The organism is Streptomyces purpureus (assembly GCF_014648195.1).
GTDB classification, from domain to species: Bacteria; Actinomycetota; Actinomycetes; order Streptomycetales; family Streptomycetaceae; genus Streptomyces; species Streptomyces purpureus.
In genome coordinates this window covers 1-16,202 of record NZ_BMQQ01000056.1, presented here as the reverse complement: position 1 = coordinate 16,202, position 16,202 = coordinate 1, and the positions used below count along the sequence as shown (strand labels likewise).

The 16,202-nt window shown below is 73.1% G+C and carries 16 protein-coding genes; 10 read left to right on the top strand and 6 right to left on the bottom strand.

Translation table 11 applies throughout. The annotated features are described in order from the left end of the window. Window positions 1-109: 109 nt before the first annotated feature. Window positions 110-439 carry a divalent-cation tolerance protein CutA gene (gene cutA / locus IEZ01_RS33870; protein ID WP_189205600.1) on the top strand — a complete coding sequence of 110 codons (330 nt, stop codon included), beginning with the start codon at window positions 110-112 and terminating at the stop codon, window positions 437-439. Here the strand turns inward: cutA and IEZ01_RS33865 are convergent. Further along, the gene (locus IEZ01_RS33865; RefSeq protein WP_506417170.1) at window positions 436-1,605 is read right to left on the bottom strand and encodes an NsdA family TPR-like regulatory protein; all 1,170 of its coding nucleotides are present in this window, start codon (window positions 1,603-1,605) and stop codon (window positions 436-438) included. The genes cutA and IEZ01_RS33865 overlap by 4 nt on opposite strands. A gap of 248 nt (window positions 1,606-1,853) precedes the next feature. Here IEZ01_RS33865 and IEZ01_RS33860 point away from each other — a divergent pair, with 248 nt between their 5' ends. From IEZ01_RS33860 to IEZ01_RS33840, 5 genes are all read left to right on the top strand, one after another. Further along, window positions 1,854-2,045, top strand: a complete 192-nt coding sequence (locus IEZ01_RS33860) for a hypothetical protein (RefSeq protein ID WP_189205598.1) — start codon at window positions 1,854-1,856, stop codon at window positions 2,043-2,045. A gap of 605 nt (window positions 2,046-2,650) precedes the next feature. Beyond that, entirely contained in the window at window positions 2,651-3,661 is a 1,011-nt protein-coding gene (locus IEZ01_RS33855) for an ROK family protein (protein ID WP_229833348.1), read from the top strand. Then, window positions 3,661-4,818 carry an N-acetylglucosamine-6-phosphate deacetylase gene (gene nagA, locus IEZ01_RS33850; RefSeq protein WP_189205596.1) on the top strand — a complete coding sequence of 386 codons (1,158 nt, stop codon included), beginning with the start codon at window positions 3,661-3,663 and terminating at the stop codon, window positions 4,816-4,818. Before IEZ01_RS33855 ends, nagA begins: the two co-directional genes overlap by 1 nt. Before the next feature lie 115 nt (window positions 4,819-4,933). Further along, window positions 4,934-5,848, top strand: coding sequence for a 1-phosphofructokinase family hexose kinase (locus tag IEZ01_RS33845; protein WP_189205587.1), 915 nt, complete (start codon window positions 4,934-4,936; stop codon window positions 5,846-5,848). Window positions 5,849-5,902: 54 nt separating this feature from the next. Next, the gene (locus IEZ01_RS33840) at window positions 5,903-6,754 is read left to right on the top strand and encodes a class II fructose-bisphosphate aldolase (RefSeq protein WP_189205585.1); all 852 of its coding nucleotides are present in this window, start codon (window positions 5,903-5,905) and stop codon (window positions 6,752-6,754) included. 21 nt (window positions 6,755-6,775) lie between these two features. Here IEZ01_RS33840 and IEZ01_RS33835 read toward each other — a convergent pair whose 3' ends face one another. Next, window positions 6,776-7,732 (bottom strand): CBM35 domain-containing protein, encoded by a 957-nt coding sequence (locus IEZ01_RS33835; RefSeq protein WP_019887420.1) that lies wholly within the window; start codon window positions 7,730-7,732, stop codon window positions 6,776-6,778. A gap of 110 nt (window positions 7,733-7,842) precedes the next feature. Beyond that, window positions 7,843-9,618 (bottom strand): diguanylate cyclase CdgB, encoded by a 1,776-nt coding sequence (gene cdgB / locus IEZ01_RS33830; RefSeq protein ID WP_019887422.1) that lies wholly within the window; start codon window positions 9,616-9,618, stop codon window positions 7,843-7,845. Between the two features lie 293 nt (window positions 9,619-9,911). On the opposite strand from cdgB, the gene IEZ01_RS33825 reads away from it, so the two are divergent. Beyond that, entirely contained in the window at window positions 9,912-10,463 is a 552-nt protein-coding gene (locus IEZ01_RS33825) for a flavin reductase family protein (RefSeq protein WP_189205583.1), read from the top strand. 174 nt (window positions 10,464-10,637) lie between these two features. Here IEZ01_RS33825 and arfB read toward each other — a convergent pair whose 3' ends face one another. Next, window positions 10,638-11,063, bottom strand: coding sequence for an alternative ribosome rescue aminoacyl-tRNA hydrolase ArfB (gene arfB / locus IEZ01_RS33820; protein ID WP_028797688.1), 426 nt, complete (start codon window positions 11,061-11,063; stop codon window positions 10,638-10,640). Between the two features lie 157 nt (window positions 11,064-11,220). Here arfB and IEZ01_RS33815 point away from each other — a divergent pair, with 157 nt between their 5' ends. After that, window positions 11,221-11,796, top strand: a complete 576-nt coding sequence (locus tag IEZ01_RS33815) for a TerD family protein (protein WP_019887429.1) — start codon at window positions 11,221-11,223, stop codon at window positions 11,794-11,796. A 70-nt stretch (window positions 11,797-11,866) separates the two neighbouring features. On the opposite strand, the gene IEZ01_RS33810 is transcribed toward IEZ01_RS33815, so the two are convergent. Together IEZ01_RS33810 and IEZ01_RS33805 are read right to left on the bottom strand one after the other, a co-directional pair. After that, window positions 11,867-13,255: a M1 family metallopeptidase gene (locus IEZ01_RS33810; RefSeq protein WP_189205581.1), complete on the bottom strand. Its 1,389-nt coding sequence runs from the start codon at window positions 13,253-13,255 to the stop codon at window positions 11,867-11,869. Between the two features lie 76 nt (window positions 13,256-13,331). Further along, complete coding sequence (locus IEZ01_RS33805) at window positions 13,332-13,871, bottom strand: GlcG/HbpS family heme-binding protein (RefSeq protein WP_019887432.1); 540 nt, start codon at window positions 13,869-13,871, stop codon at window positions 13,332-13,334. 438 nt (window positions 13,872-14,309) lie between these two features. Between IEZ01_RS33805 and IEZ01_RS33800 the strand changes: the two genes are divergently transcribed. Both IEZ01_RS33800 and IEZ01_RS33795 read left to right on the top strand, forming a co-directional pair. After that, complete coding sequence (locus IEZ01_RS33800; protein WP_229833350.1) at window positions 14,310-15,425, top strand: sensor histidine kinase; 1,116 nt, start codon at window positions 14,310-14,312, stop codon at window positions 15,423-15,425. Next, window positions 15,422-16,051, top strand: coding sequence for a response regulator (locus IEZ01_RS33795; protein ID WP_189205577.1), 630 nt, complete (start codon window positions 15,422-15,424; stop codon window positions 16,049-16,051). The genes IEZ01_RS33800 and IEZ01_RS33795 overlap by 4 nt, the downstream gene beginning before the upstream one ends. Window positions 16,052-16,202 lie beyond the last annotated feature (151 nt).

Here is a 16,202-nt window from a genome sequence, read left to right as displayed (position 1 = left end):
GCCGTTCGTCAGATCTCCACGTCCCACGAGACGTGATCATGAACGAACAAGATCCACTTTCGCAACAGACCCTAGTGGTGGCAGAGGCCGCGTGGTCAGGCTCCCGGCCATGAGCGAATACCTGCAGGTATCGACCGCCACGCCCACCGAGGAGGACGCCGTGGCCCTGGCCGGGTCCGCCGTCAAGGCGCGGCTCGCCGCCGGAGGTCAGGTCATCGGCCCCGTCACCAGCGTGTTCTGGCACCTCGGAGAGTACGGCACCGGCCAGGAGTACAAAGTCCTCCTCACCACCACCACGGACCGGTACGCGGAGCTGGAGGCCCACCTCCTGGCACAGCACCCGTGGGACAACCCCGAGCTGATCGCCGTGCCGATCCAGGCCGGCTCCGCGCGGGTTCTGGAGTGGATCCGCGACTCCGTGAGCCCGAAGCAGGACTAGGAGGCCACGCGCTCGAGGACGCCCCGCACCTCGGGGAGTTGCCCGTGGGGACGCAGGCTCTCCAGGACGGGCGCGATGCGCTGCATGGGGCGGATGGACGCGACGCCCGTAGCGAGGTGCAAGGCGCGGTCCGCCGTCACGGCGGCCTGCTCCACCTCTCCGGCCCTGAGGAAGGCCTCCGCGAGCCAGGAGAGATAGAGCGCCTTGTCGCGGGCGTATTCGTCCGGGTACCGGCCGAGTGCGTCCGTGAGTGCGGGGACGGCGCGTAGCGGGCGGGCGAGCTCCGTCCAGCAGCGGCCCGTCATGATGCCCAGCTCGGTCCGGTCCACCCACACCGACCAGTCCGGTTGCGGCTCCCCGTCCTGGGCGGTCTCCAGGGACTCCCGGGCCGAGTCGAGCGCGGCCTCCGTCCCGGCCGCCTCGCCGTTCACCGCGCAGGCCCACGCGAGCCGCTCGTAGAGCAAGGCCCGGACAGTGGCCGGTGTCCTGTCCGTGATGGTCGCGCAAGAGTCCTGAGCGAAGCCCACCGCCGTCCGCCGGTCGTGGGCGAGCGTGCCGCACGCGAGGAACGCCAAGCTGTTGCCGTGCAGGTCAGAGTCCCCGGCCTCTCGGGCGTACGTGCGGCCCTCCTCGTAGAGGGAGGCCGCCTCCTTCCCGCGCCCGCCATCGAAGGCGGCCCATCCGGCCTGCTGGGCCTGCTCGGCCAGGAGCACGGTCAGGTGACGGCGGACGTCGTCGCCGGCGAAGGAGCCGCGCTGCGGGACGGCCTTGGTGCGCTGCACCTCCGCGAGGTAGACCCGGTACGTGTCGCCCCCGCCGAGGATGTCATCCAGGCGCCGGAGGCGGACGGTGCGCTCCCGGAGACGGTCCACGTAGGAGAGGGGGATGCGGGCCGGCGGGGCAGCTTGGTGGAGGGCGGGGAGCGCGGCGGCCAGGGGGCAGTGGTGTGCCGCTCCGGGGCGTGCCGACTGGTGAGGAGTCGCCGTGCATGAGCGTATCCAACCGCCCGGGGCGGACGGGGAAGTTGCTCGCAGATCGCTGCCAGGGCCGGTGACGGCCGGGCCGGGGGTGCTGGTGCACTCGCGCAGGGACCGGGAACTGGCCGCCTCAACGTGGCTGGTCCTGGCGGCGCGTACCCAGGAAGACGCCTGGAGGGAGTGGGCCACCTACCGCGTCGCGCTGCTCCGGTGCGGCAGCCTGTTCTCCGCCGTGCGCATCCCGGCGGACCTGATCTACGCGGCGGCGGGAACCGAGGAGCCGGAGGCGGTCCGCGGCTTCCTCGCCGAGGTGCTGGACGGCGGCCCGGTCTTCCACGACGCCGGCGGCCGGCAGTTCTACGCCCTCACCCGCGAGCGCCCCCAGTTCCTGGCGCCTCGCGGTCGCGGAGTGCCTGGGCTCGGACACCTTCCTGGGCGTGCCGGCGACCGACCTCACCGGGCCGGACCCCCGCTATCCGGCGTACTGGGTCGCCCCCATGGATGGACCGGGCACCCTGTGCGCGCCGGACGACGTCGCCCACCTGGTCCTCATCGGCCACAAGGCGGCCATGAAGAACGCGGCGAGCCACACCTCGCGCACCTCCATCCGGCACGGCAGCGGCGCATGATGGCCCGCCTGATCTGCCAGGTCTGCGGGCTCTCGACTGAGGAGGAGGCGGCGGCCGAGGGCGGCACCCTCTTCCTCGTCGGTGCCGGGGAGGAGAGCGGGTTCCGCGGCCCGATCGAGGACGGCGAACGGACGCTCCACCCGCCGGTGCACCTGGCGTGCGGGTGGGAGTCCGTACGGCACTGCCAGCACCTCCTGGACGGGTACGAGGCGGCCCGGGTCGCCCGGCCCGTCTCGTGGGGGCTGTACGGCATCCTTCACGCCTGGTACGGCGGCGCCTTTGTCCCGGTGGACGCGCGAGCACAGATCGCCCACGGCGACCCGAGCCTCGCCCTCCTCCTTCCCGGCCAGGCCGTCATGGAGCTCAACGACGTCCGCCCGGGGCCTGGGCCCGCACCACGGCCGCCCCGGAACCCCCGGCTCGGTCCGGGACCACGACCGCGTCGGCGCCCCCGGCCACCCCGACGCACCGGCCCGCCCGGGCCACGGCCGCCTCGGCGCCCGTACGCCCCTCGGGGCCGCCCCCGCCCCCGAATTTGTATGCGACCGCAACAATCACCCGAAGTGGACTAGACCTTTCGCGGTCGTCCGGGCCAGACTGTCCCCGTGAGACACGTCATCGCCCTCGATGTGGGCGGCACCGGCATGAAGGCCGCCCTCGTCGGGGCGGACGGGGCACTGCTCCATGAGGCGCGGCGGGCCACCGGGCGGGAGCGCGGGGCCGAGGCCGTCGTCGAGTCGATCCTGGACTTCGCCGACGAGCTGCGCGCGCACGGGCAGGAGCGGTACGGACAGGCCGCCTGCGCCGCCGGGGTCGCCGTGCCGGGGATCGTCGACGCCGAGCGCGGCGTCGCCGTCTACGCCGCCAACCTGGGCTGGCGCGACGTCCCGCTGCGGGAGCTGCTCGGGCGGCGCCTCGGCGTCCCCGTCGCCCTCGGGCACGACGTCCGTACCGGCGGTCTCGCCGAGGGCCGGATCGGCGCAGGACAGGGCGCCGACCGGTTCCTCTTCGTCCCCCTCGGCACCGGGATCGCCGGCGCCATCGGCATCGGCGGCACCATCGAGGCCGGCGCCCACGGCTACGCCGGGGAGATCGGCCACATCGTCGTCCGCCCCCAGGGCCCCGCCTGCGGCTGCGGGCAGCGCGGCTGCCTGGAGACCCTGGCCTCCGCCTCCGCCGTCACGCGCGCGTGGGTCACCGCCTCCGGCGACCCGGAGGCCGACGCCGCCGACTGCGCCAAGGCCGTCGCCTCGGGCGACCCCCGGGCCGTACGGGTCTGGCAGGAGGCGGTCGACGCCCTCGCCGACGGCCTGGTCACCGCGCTCACCCTGCTGGACCCGCGCAGGCTCATCATCGGTGGCGGTCTCGCCGAGGCGGGGGAAACCTTGTTCACACCCCTGCGGGCCGCCGTCGAGGAACGGGTGACGTTCCAGAAGCTGCCCTCCATCGTCCCGGCGGCCCTCGGGGACACCGCCGGATGCCTTGGCGCGGGCCTCCTCGCCTGGGACCTCCTCGCCACGCACCCGACGGACCCGGACACACGCCCCAGCGATACGAGCCCCGCCGTCCCGCACCCCACCGACCCGCGCCCCACCGACTCGGAGGTATCCGCCTGATGGCCGATCTGATGGCCGACCGCAAGGTTCTCGCCGGCGCCCGCGTCGTGCTGCCGACCGGGATCGTCGACAGCGGGCGGGTGATCGTCGAGGGCGAGCGCATCGCGGGCAGCGCTCCGGCCGGCGCGGCGGCGCTCGACCTGTCCGGCCACTGGCTCGTCCCCGGCTTCGTCGACATGCACAACCACGGCGGCGGCGGCGCCTCCTTCACCTCCGGCACCGTCGACGAGGTCCTGCACGGCGTCCACACCCACCGCCTGCACGGCACCACCACCGTCGTCGCCTCTTTCGTCACCGGCGACACGGACTTCCTCACCCGCCGCGCCGGCCTGCTCTCCGAACTCGCCGAGCAGGGCGACATCGCCGGCATCCACTTCGAGGGCCCGTTCATCTCGCCCTGCCGCAAGGGCGCCCACGACGAGACGCTGCTGCGCGACCCCGACCCGGCCGAGGTCCGCAAGCTCGTCGACGCGGCCCGCGGCCACGCCAAGATGGTCACCCTCGCCACCGAACTGCCCGGCGGCCTCGACTCCGTACGCCTCCTCGCCGACCACGGCGTGATCGCCGCCATCGGCCACACGGACGCCACGTACGAGCAGACGGTGGCGGCCATCGACGCGGGCGCGACCGTGGCGACCCACCTCTACAACGCCATGCCCGCCCTCGCCCACCGCGCCCCCGGCCCGATCGCCGCGCTCCTGGAGGACGAGCGGGTCACCGTCGAGCTGATCAACGACGGTACGCATCTGCATCCGGCCGCCCTGGAACTGGCATTCCACCGCGCCGGCCCGGCCCGGGTCGCCTTCATCACCGACGCCATGGACGCGGCCGGCTTCGGCGACGGCGTCTACCACCTCGGCCCGCTGGAGGTCGAGGTCAGGGACGGCGTGGCCCGGCTCGTCGAAGGCGGCTCGATCGCCGGCTCGACCCTCACCCTCGACACCGCCTTCCGACGCGCCGCGACCGTGGACCGGCTGCCGGTCGAGTCGGTCGTGCAGGCCATCTCCGCCAACCCGGCGCAACTGCTCGGCCTGTACGACGAGGTCGGCTCGCTGGAGCCCGGCAAGTACGCCGACCTGGTCGTCCTGGACGACGACTTCACGCTCAAGGGCGTGATGCGGCGCGGCGCTTGGGTGGTTGAGCCCCAAGTGGGCTGATTTCGTAGCGAATTACGGCACGGTGGTTGGTCCAGGGTCTGGGCCAACCGCCGTTCCTTTGGCATGATCGGGTCGCACAAGGGGCGAGAAAGCGTTTTCCACGGGGGTGTGTACGGTGATCCTTACGGTCACGCTGAACACCGCCCTGGACCTCACCTACCGGGTCCCCGCGCTCACCCCGCACACCACCCACCGCGTCACCGACGTCGTCGAACGCCCCGGCGGCAAAGGCCTCAACGTCGCCCGCGTCCTCGCCGCCCTCGGCCACGAGACGGTCGTCACCGGCTTCGCCGGCGGCCCCACGGGCGAGGTGCTGCGCGCCCTGCTCACCCCGCTGCCCGTACGCGACGCGCTCGTCCCCACCGCCGGTGCCACCCGCCGCACGGTCGCCGTCGCCGACCGGGCCACGGGCGACACCACGCAGTTCAACGAGCCCGGACCGCACATATGCCCCGCCGAGTGGGCCGCCTTCCTCGACTCGTACGAGACGCTGCTCGGCCAGGCCGACGCGGTCGCGCTCTGCGGCAGCCTGCCGCCGGGCATCCACGTCGGCGCGTACGCGGAGCTGATCCGGCGGTCACGCGCCGCCGGCGTCCCCGTCCTCCTGGACACCAGCGGCGAACCGCTGCGCCGGGGCATCGCCGCCCGCCCCGACCTGATCAAGCCCAACGCCGACGAACTCGCCCAGCTCACCGGCGCCCGCGAACCCCTGCGCGCCACCCGCGACGCCCGCCGGCGCGGCGCCCACGCCGTCGCCGCCTCGCTGGGCGCGGACGGCGTGCTGGCCGCCACCCCCGACGGCACCTGGCAGGCCACCCCGCCCGCGCCGGTGCGCGGCAACCCGACCGGCGCGGGCGACTCGGCCGTCGCCGGCCTGCTGTCGGGTCTCGTCGAGGACCTGCCGTGGCCGCAGCGGCTGGCGCGGGCGGTCGCGCTGGCGACGGCGACGGTTCTCGCCCCGGCGGCGGGCGAGTTCGACGCGGGGGCGTACGAGGAGCTGTTGCCCCGGGTGCAGGTGGCGACCGCGTAGACCGGGGCCGCGCCCCCGAGGAGGCGAGGCGCCCACGAGAAGAGGAGCCCGCACATGCCACTCGTCAGCACCGGCCAGCTCGTCCGTGAGGCGCGGCGCGCGGGGCACGGTCTCGCCGCGTTCAACGTGATCACCCTGGAACACGCCGAGGCCATCGCGGCAGGCGCGGAGCGGGCGGGGGCGCCGGCGGTGCTCCAGATCTCGGAGAACGCGGTCCGCTTCCACGGCGGGCGGCTCTCCGCGGTCGCGGCCGCGACGGCCGCCGTCGCGCGGTCCTGCGAGGTGCCGCTCGCGCTCCACCTCGACCACGTCGTCACGGTCGACCTGCTGCGCCAGGCGCACGCCGAGGGATTCAGCTCGGTGATGTTCGACGCGTCGAAGCTGCCCTACGGCGAAAACGTCAAGGCCACGGCGGAGGCGGTGCGCTGGGGCCACGAGCGGGGCGTGTGGGTCGAGGCGGAGCTGGGCAAGGTCGGCGGCAAGGAGGGCGAGCCGCCCCTGGACGCCCACGCTCCGGGCGTCCGTACGGACCCGGCGGAGGCGGCCGCGTACGTCGCCGACACGGGCGTCGACGCACTCGCCGTGGCCGTCGGCTCCTCCCACGCGATGACCGAACGCACGGCGTCCCTGGATCACGCCCTGATCACCCGCCTGAGGACGGCGGTCCCGGTGCCGCTGGTGCTGCACGGCTCGTCGGGCGTCCCGGACGAGGAGATCCGCGCGGCGATCACCGCGGGCATGGTCAAGATCAACGTCGGCACGGCCCTGAACACGGCCTTCACCACCGCGGTCCGCGCCTTCCTGACCGACCACCCCTCGACGGTCGACCCCCGGAAATACCTCGCCCCGGCCCGCGAGGCGATGGCCGGGACGGTGGCGGACTTCCTGGCCGTCGTCAGGGGCTGACGACGGCCCGGGCGGCCGGGATCAGGCGCCGGGGGTGTCGGGCCGGACCTCCAGCCAGTCCAGGATGGCGTTGCACTGGTTGCCCTGCTCGCAGGAGATCTTGATCTCGTTGTCGCCCTGCTTCAGCTCGACCGGCGCCCACGTCGTCTGCCAGTTGTTCTCCCACGCCGGGTCCGTGGAGTGGCGGAAGTTCTTCAGGCCTATGGGGCTGGTGTTCGCCTTGCCGTTGATCGTCAACGTGGCGTTGGCATCGACCATCGGAATGGCGTAACGGACGTAGAGCCGGTACTTGCCCTTCGTCTCGACCTTCGCCTTCCAGGTGACGGAGGCGCCGACCGCGTTGAAGTTGGTGACGTACGCGCCGTCGGTGCCCTCGGCGCCCTTGATGTCGGTCGCGAGCGCCGCCGGCGGGCCGAGCCTCAGCGTCGCCGCGTCCTGCTTGGGCAGGTCCGTGGAGGGCTGGTCCGCGCTTTCGGACGGGCGGGCGCTCGGAGATTCCTGGACCTGGGTGGAGCCGCCGCTGGGCGTACCCCCACCCGCTTCCTTCTTCTCGTCGCCGTTGGTGAGCACCGCCGCCGTGATGCCGATCACCACGACCGCCACCACCGCGATCGCGCCGAGCAGCAGGCCCTTGGTGTTGGGGCCGCCGCGGCCCGGGCGCTGGGGCTGGGGGTGGCGGGGGCCCGACTGGGGCGGGACCTGGCCGTAGGTTTCGGGGGCCGCGTACTGGGCCGTCGGCTGGCCGTACGGCTGCTGCGGCTGGTGCTGGTGCGGCACCTGGCCGTACTGGCGCTCGCCTACCGCTCTGACCTGGTTGTACGACGTCCTGGGCACGCCGGGCTGCGCGGCCGGACCGGGGTAGCCGTAGCCACCGCCCTGACGGGGCGACTGTGTGCCTGTCGCCTGTCCGTCCGCGTACAGGTAGCCGAACGGATCGTCGTCCTCGGGCGTGCTCGCGCCGTTGTTACCGGCAGCCATCCCTGGTCACTCCTATCCATGCTCGCCAGCCGTCGCCGACCGGCCGAGCCTACCCCGAACGGGCCATCCCAGGCCCCGGCCCTTGACCGGCGTGAGGCCGGGGCTGGAGGCTACCCCGCCCGGCGGTGGACCTTCGACCGGGACCGCTTTTCGATGTACATCCGCTGGTCGGCGGAGTTCAGGACCTCTTCGACGGTCATGCCGCACTCCGCCCAGCCGATGCCGAAACTCGCCCCCACCCGGACGGCCCGCCCGTCCACCCGAATCGGCGGAATGATGGAGTTACGCAGGCGAAGGGCCAGGTCAGCGGCGTCCGCCGCGCCGAGGCCGTCGGCGAGGACGACGAATTCGTCACCCCCGAGCCGGGCGACGGTGTCACCGTCGCGTACGCCGGTTGTGAGCCGGCGCGCGACCTCGACGAGCACCGCGTCACCGGTGTGGTGCCCGAACCGGTCGTTGATCGACTTGAAGCCGTCGAGGTCGCAGAAGAGGACGGCCAGCCCCTTCGTGCCGTCGTCGATCTCGTCCGAGGGCGCCACCGTGTGCACATGGTGGTCGTACGGCCCGCCGGCGCCTCGGTCGAAGTCGAAGCCGTCGGCCCGGAAGCTGTGCTCGTACTCGCCCTGCTCCTGGTACTCGCCCTGGTACTCGCCCTGGCCCTGCTCCGGACCTGGCTGGTACTGCTGCTCGTACTCCGGCGCGTAGTCGTACTCCCCGTGCCCGGCCGCCGTCGGCACCGCGTACCCGCCGCCGTCCCGGGACCCGAGCGCGGGGCGCTCGCAGAGCCGGGCGCTGAGCCGGGCCCGCAGCTCGGCGCTGTTGGGCAGGCCGGTGAGCGCGTCGTGCGAGGCGCGGTGGGCGAGCTGGAGCTCGTGGCGCTTGCGCTCCTCGATGTCCTCGACATGGGTGAGCAGGAACCGGGGCCCGTCGGCGGTGTCGGCCACGACGGAGTTCCGCAGCGAGACCCAGACGTACGTGCCGTCGCGCCGGCCCAGCCGCAGCTCGGCCCGGCCGCCCTCGGCGGAGGTGCGCAGCAGGGTGCCGATGTCCTCGGGGTGGACGAGGTCGGAGAAGGAGTAGCGGCGCATCACGGAGGAGGGGCGGCCGAGCAGCCGGCACAGCGCGTCGTTGGTGCGCAGCAGCCGGCCGTGCTGGTCGCCGCCCATCTCGGCGATGGCCATCCCCGAGGGCGCGTACTCGAAGGCCTGCCGGAACGACTCCTCGCTGGCGCGCAGGGCCTGCTGCTCGCGTTCGAGCCGGACGAGGGCGCGCTGCATGTTTGCTCTGAGCCGGGCGTTGCTGATCGCAATCGCGGACTGCGACGCGTACATCTGGAGTGCCTCACGGCCCCAGGGGCCGGGGTGCCTGCCGTTGCGGGGGCGGTCGACGGAGATCACGCCGAGCAGTTCCCGGCCGCTGCCGGGGGGTGCCCCCGGGTGAGCGGAGCGAACGCCGGGGGAGTACATCGGGGCGTAGAGCCGGTCCTGCGGGTGCCACTCGTCCTCGAAGCGGGGGGCGGGGCCTTCGGTGTGCCACTGCGGTACGTCGTCCTCTATGAGGACCCAGCCCTCGGTGTGGGGTATGAACCGCAGGTCACCCCAGGCCTCGCCCATGGAGAGGCGGCGGTCCCAGGAGGCGCGGGAGCCGACCCGGCCGGTGATCAGGGCTTCGGCGGCGGGGCTGCCGGCGAAGGCCGCGACGACCAGGTCACCGTCGGGGCGTACGAGATTGACGCAGGCCAGCTCGTAGTTGAGGCCCGCGACGACGCCGTCGGCGACGGTCTGCAGGGTGTCCGCCAGACTGCGGGCTGTATTGAGGTCGGCGACGACCTGATGCAGCTGCCGCAGGGTCGCAAGACGGACGTACGGCTCCGACTCGGTCTCCATTGCTCGCTCTCCCCGAGACCTCGACAGCAACTCCAGGATTCTCATCGGCACTCTTGCTGCACTGTCCCCGCCACTGAATCACAGCGAGCTGTGCACCCGGTACACAGGGTCAACAAATACTGCCCTCTGTGACTCAAGTCACAGTGGGTGATGAAGGGTGCGATGAGGGGTGCGTGGGCGCTCCCTCTCTTTCCTGAACGCAAACTGAACACATGGTCCTAGGACCGTCCCCGTAGCCCGGCTGGTTCCCGGGCCCGATGCGGCACGGCGAACCGCGAGGTTAGCGTGCTGGTGTGTTGCAGACGAGTCCCGCCCCGGTCCCCGCCGTCCCCCATCCTGAGGGGGTGAGCAAAGACGACTTCCGGGCCGCCATGTCCCGGCTGGCCGCCGGCGTGGTGCTGGTGACGGCACACTCGCCGGACGAGGGCCCCTACGGCGAGGACGTCGGCATGACCGCGACGGCCTTCATGTCCGTCTCTCTGGACCCCCCGCTGGTCCTGGTCAGCCTGCGTGAGGGTTCGCGGATGGACGACCTGCTGGCGGAGCAGCCGCTGTGGGGGGTGTCGGTGCTCGCGGAGAGCCAGCGGCAGGTGGCCGGCCGGTTCGCCATGAAGGGGCGTATCAGCGACCGTCTCCTCTTCGCGGACCTTCCGCACACGCGCGGTGAGGTGTGCGAGGCGCCGCTGATCGACGGGGCGCTGGCGGTGCTGGAGTGCCGCACGGAGCAGCGCGTCGAGGCCGGCGACCACACGCTGGTGATCGGGCGGGTGCTGCGGGCGGAGCTGCCGAACGTGGAGGGCAGCCCACTGACGTACTTCAAGGGGCGCTACCGCCACCTGGGGTGAGGCCGGCCCATGAGTCAGGAATGCGCCGGGGCTGGCAGCGCGCGTTCCCGACAGTTTCGGCTCGCGGCGGCTCCGTCCGGGAGCCGCGGTCGGCCCCGCTCGGCGGTCCGCTGGGCGGCACGGTCAGCCCGCCGGGAGACCCGCCGCTGAGCGGCCTGCTCAGCCCCGCCCTGGCTACCAGTCCCGGCCCGAACGGCCCCGCTTCGTCTCCGCGCGGGCCTTCTTCTCCCGCAGCCGCCGTTCGTTGATGCCCCGTGGGATCCGCGTCGGCCGGCGTGGCTTCGGCGGTGGGGCCGTCGCCTCGGCCAGCAGGGCCGCGAGGCGGACGGCCGCCGTCTCGCGGTTGCGCCACTGGGAGCGGTGCTCCGACGACCGTACGGTGATCACCCCGCCGACCAGCCGGGAGGCGAGGCGCTCCAGGGCGCGCTCCTTCCACACCGGCGGCAGCGCGTCCGTCGCCGCCAGGTCGAAGCGGAGCTCCACCTGCGAGTCGCTGGTGTTGACGTGCTGTCCGCCCGGGCCCGAGGAGCGCGAGAAACGCCACATGAGCTCGGCCTCGGGCAGGAGGACGGAGCCGCGGATGACATGGGGACCGGACATGTCCTCCATGTTCCCCGCCTTCCTGCCCCGGCGTCACCCTCTTTTCATGGAGCCGTTTCCCGGGGGCTTTCTGCTTGATGGAACCAGCTCGCCACGCGCGGCGTTATGACGGATGAAGGTCACGGGGACCACGAGGAACACGAGGAAAGGCACTTCCATGGCTGTAAGCCTGTCCAAGGGCGGCAACGTTTCGCTGACCAAGGAGGCGCCGGGCCTGACCGCGGTCACCGTCGGCCTCGGCTGGGACGTCCGTACGACCACGGGCACCGACTTCGACCTCGACGCCTCCGCCATCGGTGTGGACGGCGCGGGCAAGGTCGCCTCCGACGCGCACTTCGTCTTCTTCAACAACAAGTCGACGCCGGACCAGACGATCGTGCACACCGGCGACAACCGCACCGGCGAGGGCGGCGGCGACGACGAGCAGATCAACGTCAACCTGGCGGGCCTCCCGGCCAACGTCGACAAGATCGTCTTCCCGGTCTCCATCTACGACGCGGTCAACCGCTCGCAGAACTTCGGCCAGGTGCGCAACGCGTACATCCGCATCCTGAACCAGGCCGGCGGCGCCGAGATCGCCCGCTACGACCTGAGCGAGGACGCCGCCACCGAGACCGCCATGGTCTTCGGCGAGCTGTACCGCAACGGCGCCGAGTGGAAGTTCCGCGCCGTCGGCCAGGGTTACGCCTCCGGCCTCGAGGGCATCGCCCGCGACTTCGGCGTCAACATCTGACGTACCGGCAGCTGAGTTCAGGGCCCCGGCGGACGCTCCGCCGGGGCCCTGGTGCGTCGCGCCACTGCGGCTACGGCGGTGACGGCTCCCACCGCGGCCGCCCGTCCCCGAAGAGCCAGGCGTCCCACACCTCGTCGAGGTCCTTGCCTGCCACGTCCTCCACGTAGGCGGTGAAGTCGTCGGTGGAGGCGTTGGCGTGACGGTATGTCTTGGGCCAGCCGCGCAGGATCTCGAAGAAGGTGTCGTCCCCGACCTCCTCCCGGATGCGGTGCAGGACCATCGCTCCCCGCCCGTACACCGGCGGGTCGGAGATCACCTCGGCGCTCGGCGGCTCGCCCGGCGCGAACGCCCAGTTCTCCTCCTCGTCGTAGGCCTCCTGGAAGCTCTCCTCGGCCGGGGTGTCCTCGAAGTCCTCCGCGTACAGCCACTCCGCGTACGTCGCGAAGCCTTCGTTGAGCCACATGTCCCGCCAGGACGCGGGCGAGACCGAGTCGCCGAACCACTGGTGGGCCAGCTCGTGGACGAGGGTCTCCGTGACGAAGGCGGACTCGGGGAAGACGGGCCGGGTCTGGGTCTCCAGCGCGTAGCCGACGTCCTCGGTGCGCTCGACGATCGCCCCGGCGGCGTTGAAGGGGTACGGGCCGAAGTTCTCCTCCTGCCACGCCAACAGCTCGGGGATCCGGGCCAGCAGCGGCGCCGCGCGCTTGGCCACGGCCGGGTCGGCGGCGGTGAGGACGGGGACACCGGAGGCGGTCTTGGCGGTCTTCGTCTCGTACCGGCCGATCGTGACGGTGGCGAGGTAGCTCGCCATCGGCTCCGCGGAGCGCCAGACGGAGGTGGTGGTGCGGCCGTCGCCACGCTCGCTGGTCAGCCTGCCGTTGGACATCGCCCGCAGCCCCTTGGGGACGGTGACCGTGATGTCGTACGTCGCCTTGTCGGAGGGGTGGTGGTTGCCGGGGAACCAAGCCATGGAACCGGTCGGTTCGCCGAGCGCGAGGGCACCGTCCGCGGTCGGCAGCCAGCCCTCCTCGGAGCCGCCCGGGTCGGTGACGGTCTCGGGGACGCCGGAGTAGGTGACGACGGTACGGAAGACCTGCCCCTTGTCGATGTCCGCGCGCGGACGGAGCGTCAGCTCCTTCCCGGCCCGGTTGACGGCGGCGGGGGCGCCGTCGACGCGCGCGGCGGAGACGTTCAGCCCGGTGAGGTCGAGGTTGAAGGCGCTCAGGTCCTGGGTGGCGCGGGCGGTTATCGCGGCGGTGGCGTCGAGTCGGCGCGTAGCCGGGTCGTAGGCGAGGGTGAGCGCGTAGTGCTGGACGTCGTAGCCGCCGTTGCCGAGCTTGGGGAAGTACGGGTCGCGCAGCCCGGCGGCGCCCGGGGAGCCGTCGACGTCCCCGCCGCATCCGCCGGCGAGCAGGGCCAGGGCGGCGGCCAGGGCGAGAAGACGGGTACGGGGCTCCACACGGTGATCCTATGCGCGGAGCCTGAGGCGGCCCCGGTCTCGCGCCAGGGCCGCTCGGCTTCCGCGGGCTCGGACCTTACTTGTCGAGGGCCTCGACGCCCGCGCGGGCGAACTTCTCGTCCAGGTCGCCGCTGGGCGCGCCCGCGACACCGATGCCGGCGACCGGGGCGCCCTTGACCTGGACCGGCACACCGCCGCCGAGGAAGAGGGTGCCCGGGATGTCCTTCAGGTTCGGGGCCTGGGCGAGCCGCTTGACCAGCTCGGAGGTGGGGGCGTTCCAGGAGACGGCGGTGAACGCCTTGCGCTCGGCGGACTCGGGGGACTGCGGGCCCGCGCCGTCGCCGCGCAGCGTCACGATGGTGTTGCCGTTGCGGTCGACGACGGCGACGGAGACGCGCTGGTTCTCCTGCTGGGCGGCGTCCAGGACGGCCTGCGCGGCCTTGGTGGCGGCGTCCACCGTCAGGTGCGTGGACTGCTGGAGGTTGCGGTGGGAGACGTCGGCGGTGACGGTCGTCTTCGTCTCGGCGGCCGGGGCGGAGGCGTTGGCGGAGACGGCGCCGAAGGTGCCGGCGGCGAGGGCGGCAGCGGCGGTGGCGCCGATGAGGATCTTCTTCATGGGGACTCCTTGGGACGGGGGCTTGGGACCGGGGGTTGGGGCCGGTGGGTTGGGGCCGGTGGGTTGGGACCGGGGGTTGGGGCCGGTGGGTTGGGACCGGGGGGATTAGGGCCGGGGTCTGGCACTCGGATCGGGGGGTCTGGCACCGGGGTCGGGCGGCTGGCACTGGGACCGGGGGTTGGCACTCGGATCCGGCGGCTTCGCGCTCTGCATCGATCCTCCGGCCCCTTCCGGGGCCGTACGGTCCACGGAGCGGCTGCCTCCGCCGTGCGGGTCGGCCGACGGCCGGGTCAGCCGATCGGTTGATGCCGGCCTGGTCCCGGCGGGTCACCATGGAGGAATCGGCCCAGGTCAGCCCAAGGGCCCCGGCGCGGGACAGCAGAGGAGCGAGCGGTGACGGACACGCACGACCCGGACGCCCGCTGGCTGGCGAGGGTCATGCACATCGCCTTCTTCCTCCTCCTCGGCGCGTCACTGGTCCGGTTCCTGCTGCGGCACCCCTGGGAGGACCGCGGCCCCTGGATCGTCGCCCTCTCCGGCGCGCTGGCCTCGCTGTACGTCCTCGGGCCCGTCCTGGGCACCCGCGCCACCCCCCGCCGGATCGCCTGGCTCTTCACCGTCGTCGCCGTGTGGATGGTCCTCGTCGTCCTCGCGCCCAGCTTCGCTTGGTGCGCGGTGCCCCTCTTCTACACCGGCCTGCGCACCCTCCCGCCGCGCGCCGCGCTCGTCCTCGTCACGCTGCTCACCGCCTTCGTGGTGGCCGCGCAGATCAAGCTGTCGGAGGGCGGCTTCGACCCGAACCTGCTGGTCGCCCCGCCCGCCGTGGCCGCCATCGCGACCGCCGTCTTCGTCCACTCCGAGCGGCAGGCCCAGCGGCAGCGGGCGCTCATCGAAGACCTGCTCCGCACCCGCCGCGAACTGGCCGCCACCGAACGCCGCGAGGGCACCCTCGCCGAGCGCCAGCGGCTTTCCATGGAGATCCACGACACCCTCGCGCAGGGCCTGTCCAGTCAGCAGATGCTGCTCCAGGCCGCGGAGCGCACGTGGGACAGCGACCCGGCGACCGCGCGCCGCCATGTCCGTACGGCCGAGTCCATCGCCGAGCACAACCTCGCCGAGGCCCGCCGCTTCGTCCACGACCTCGCCCCCGCCGACCTCGCCGAAGGCGGCAGCCTGGAGGAGGCGCTGCGGCTGCTCGCCGCCCGCGAGGCCGCCGGTTTCCGGGTCGACGGGACGCCCGTGGAGCTGCCGGACCGGGTGCAGTCGGCGCTGCTGCGGATCGCGCAGGGCGCGCTGGCGAACGTACGCGAACACGCGCACGCCACCACCGCCGCGCTGACCCTCACCTACCTCGACGACCAGGTCGTACTGGACATCGCCGACGACGGCCGCGGCTTCGTCCCGCCGCCGGAGGGAGCCGAGCCGGGCGAACGCGGCCATGGCCTGCCCGCCATGCGGGCGCGTACGCGACAGCTCGGCGGCACCCTCACCATCGAGTCCGCCCCCGGCGAGGGCACGGTCCTGTCCGTGGCGATCCCCCTGGAGACCTCATGACCGACGAGACCGTACGGATCCTGCTCTGCGACGACCACGCCGTCGTACGCGCCGGACTGCTCGCGCTGCTCGGCAGCGCGCCCGGTATCGAGGTCGTCGGCGAGGCGGGCAGCGGGGAGGAGGCCGTCGCGATGGCGGCGAAGCTCACCCCTGATGTCGTGCTGATGGACCTTCAGCTCGGGCCGGGGATCGACGGGGTGGAGGCGACCCGCCGGATCGCGACGCCGGAGGTGCATGTGCTGGTCCTGACCACGTACGACACGGACGCGGACATCACCCGCGCCATCGAGGCGGGCGCGACGGGCTATCTGCTGAAGGCGGAGCGCCCCGAGGAGCTGTTCGCGGCGATCCACGCGGCGGCCGAGGGCCGCACGACCCTCTCGGCCCCGGTCGCGGGCCGGGTCATGGACCGTATGCGGGGCGCGGCGCCGCCGTCCCTGACGGACCGCGAACGCGACATCCTGGCGCAGCTGGCACAGGGCCTCGGCAACCGCGAGATCGCCCGGGCGCTGTTCATCAGCGAGGCGACGGTGAAGACGCACCTGGGCCGGATCTACGCGAAGCTCGGCGTGGACACGCGGGCGGGCGCGGTGGCGGTGGCGAAGGAGCGGCGGCTGCTGCCGTAGGCCCGGGGACTACCGCGGTGCTCCCGCAGCGGCGGCTGATTCAGTGGCCCCGGGGGGCTCGGGCATCTCCGGCGCGTTGGCGAAGGACCCACGGGCGCTCCCGCAGCGGCCGGTGCTGCCGTTAGGCCCGAGGCTCGGGCATCTCAGGCGC

Excerpts from the sequence above, each read along its gene's own strand:
- cutA (WP_189205600.1), top strand. The coding sequence starts at position 110 with ATGAGCGAATACCTGCAGGTATCGACCGCCACGCCCACCGAGGAGGAC.
- nagA (WP_189205596.1), top strand. The coding sequence starts at position 3,661 with ATGGCCGATCTGATGGCCGACCGCAAGGTTCTCGCCGGCGCCCGCGTC.
- IEZ01_RS33840 (WP_189205585.1), top strand. The coding sequence starts at position 5,903 with ATGCCACTCGTCAGCACCGGCCAGCTCGTCCGTGAGGCGCGGCGCGCG.
- IEZ01_RS33835 (WP_019887420.1), bottom strand. The coding sequence starts at position 7,732 with ATGGCTGCCGGTAACAACGGCGCGAGCACGCCCGAGGACGACGATCCG.
- cdgB (WP_019887422.1), bottom strand. The coding sequence starts at position 9,618 with ATGGAGACCGAGTCGGAGCCGTACGTCCGTCTTGCGACCCTGCGGCAG.
- arfB (WP_028797688.1), bottom strand. The coding sequence starts at position 11,063 with ATGTCCGGTCCCCATGTCATCCGCGGCTCCGTCCTCCTGCCCGAGGCC.
- IEZ01_RS33815 (WP_019887429.1), top strand. The coding sequence starts at position 11,221 with ATGGCTGTAAGCCTGTCCAAGGGCGGCAACGTTTCGCTGACCAAGGAG.
- IEZ01_RS33805 (WP_019887432.1), bottom strand. The coding sequence starts at position 13,871 with ATGAAGAAGATCCTCATCGGCGCCACCGCCGCTGCCGCCCTCGCCGCC.
- IEZ01_RS33800 (WP_229833350.1), top strand. The coding sequence starts at position 14,310 with ATGCACATCGCCTTCTTCCTCCTCCTCGGCGCGTCACTGGTCCGGTTC.
- IEZ01_RS33795 (WP_189205577.1), top strand. The coding sequence starts at position 15,422 with ATGACCGACGAGACCGTACGGATCCTGCTCTGCGACGACCACGCCGTC.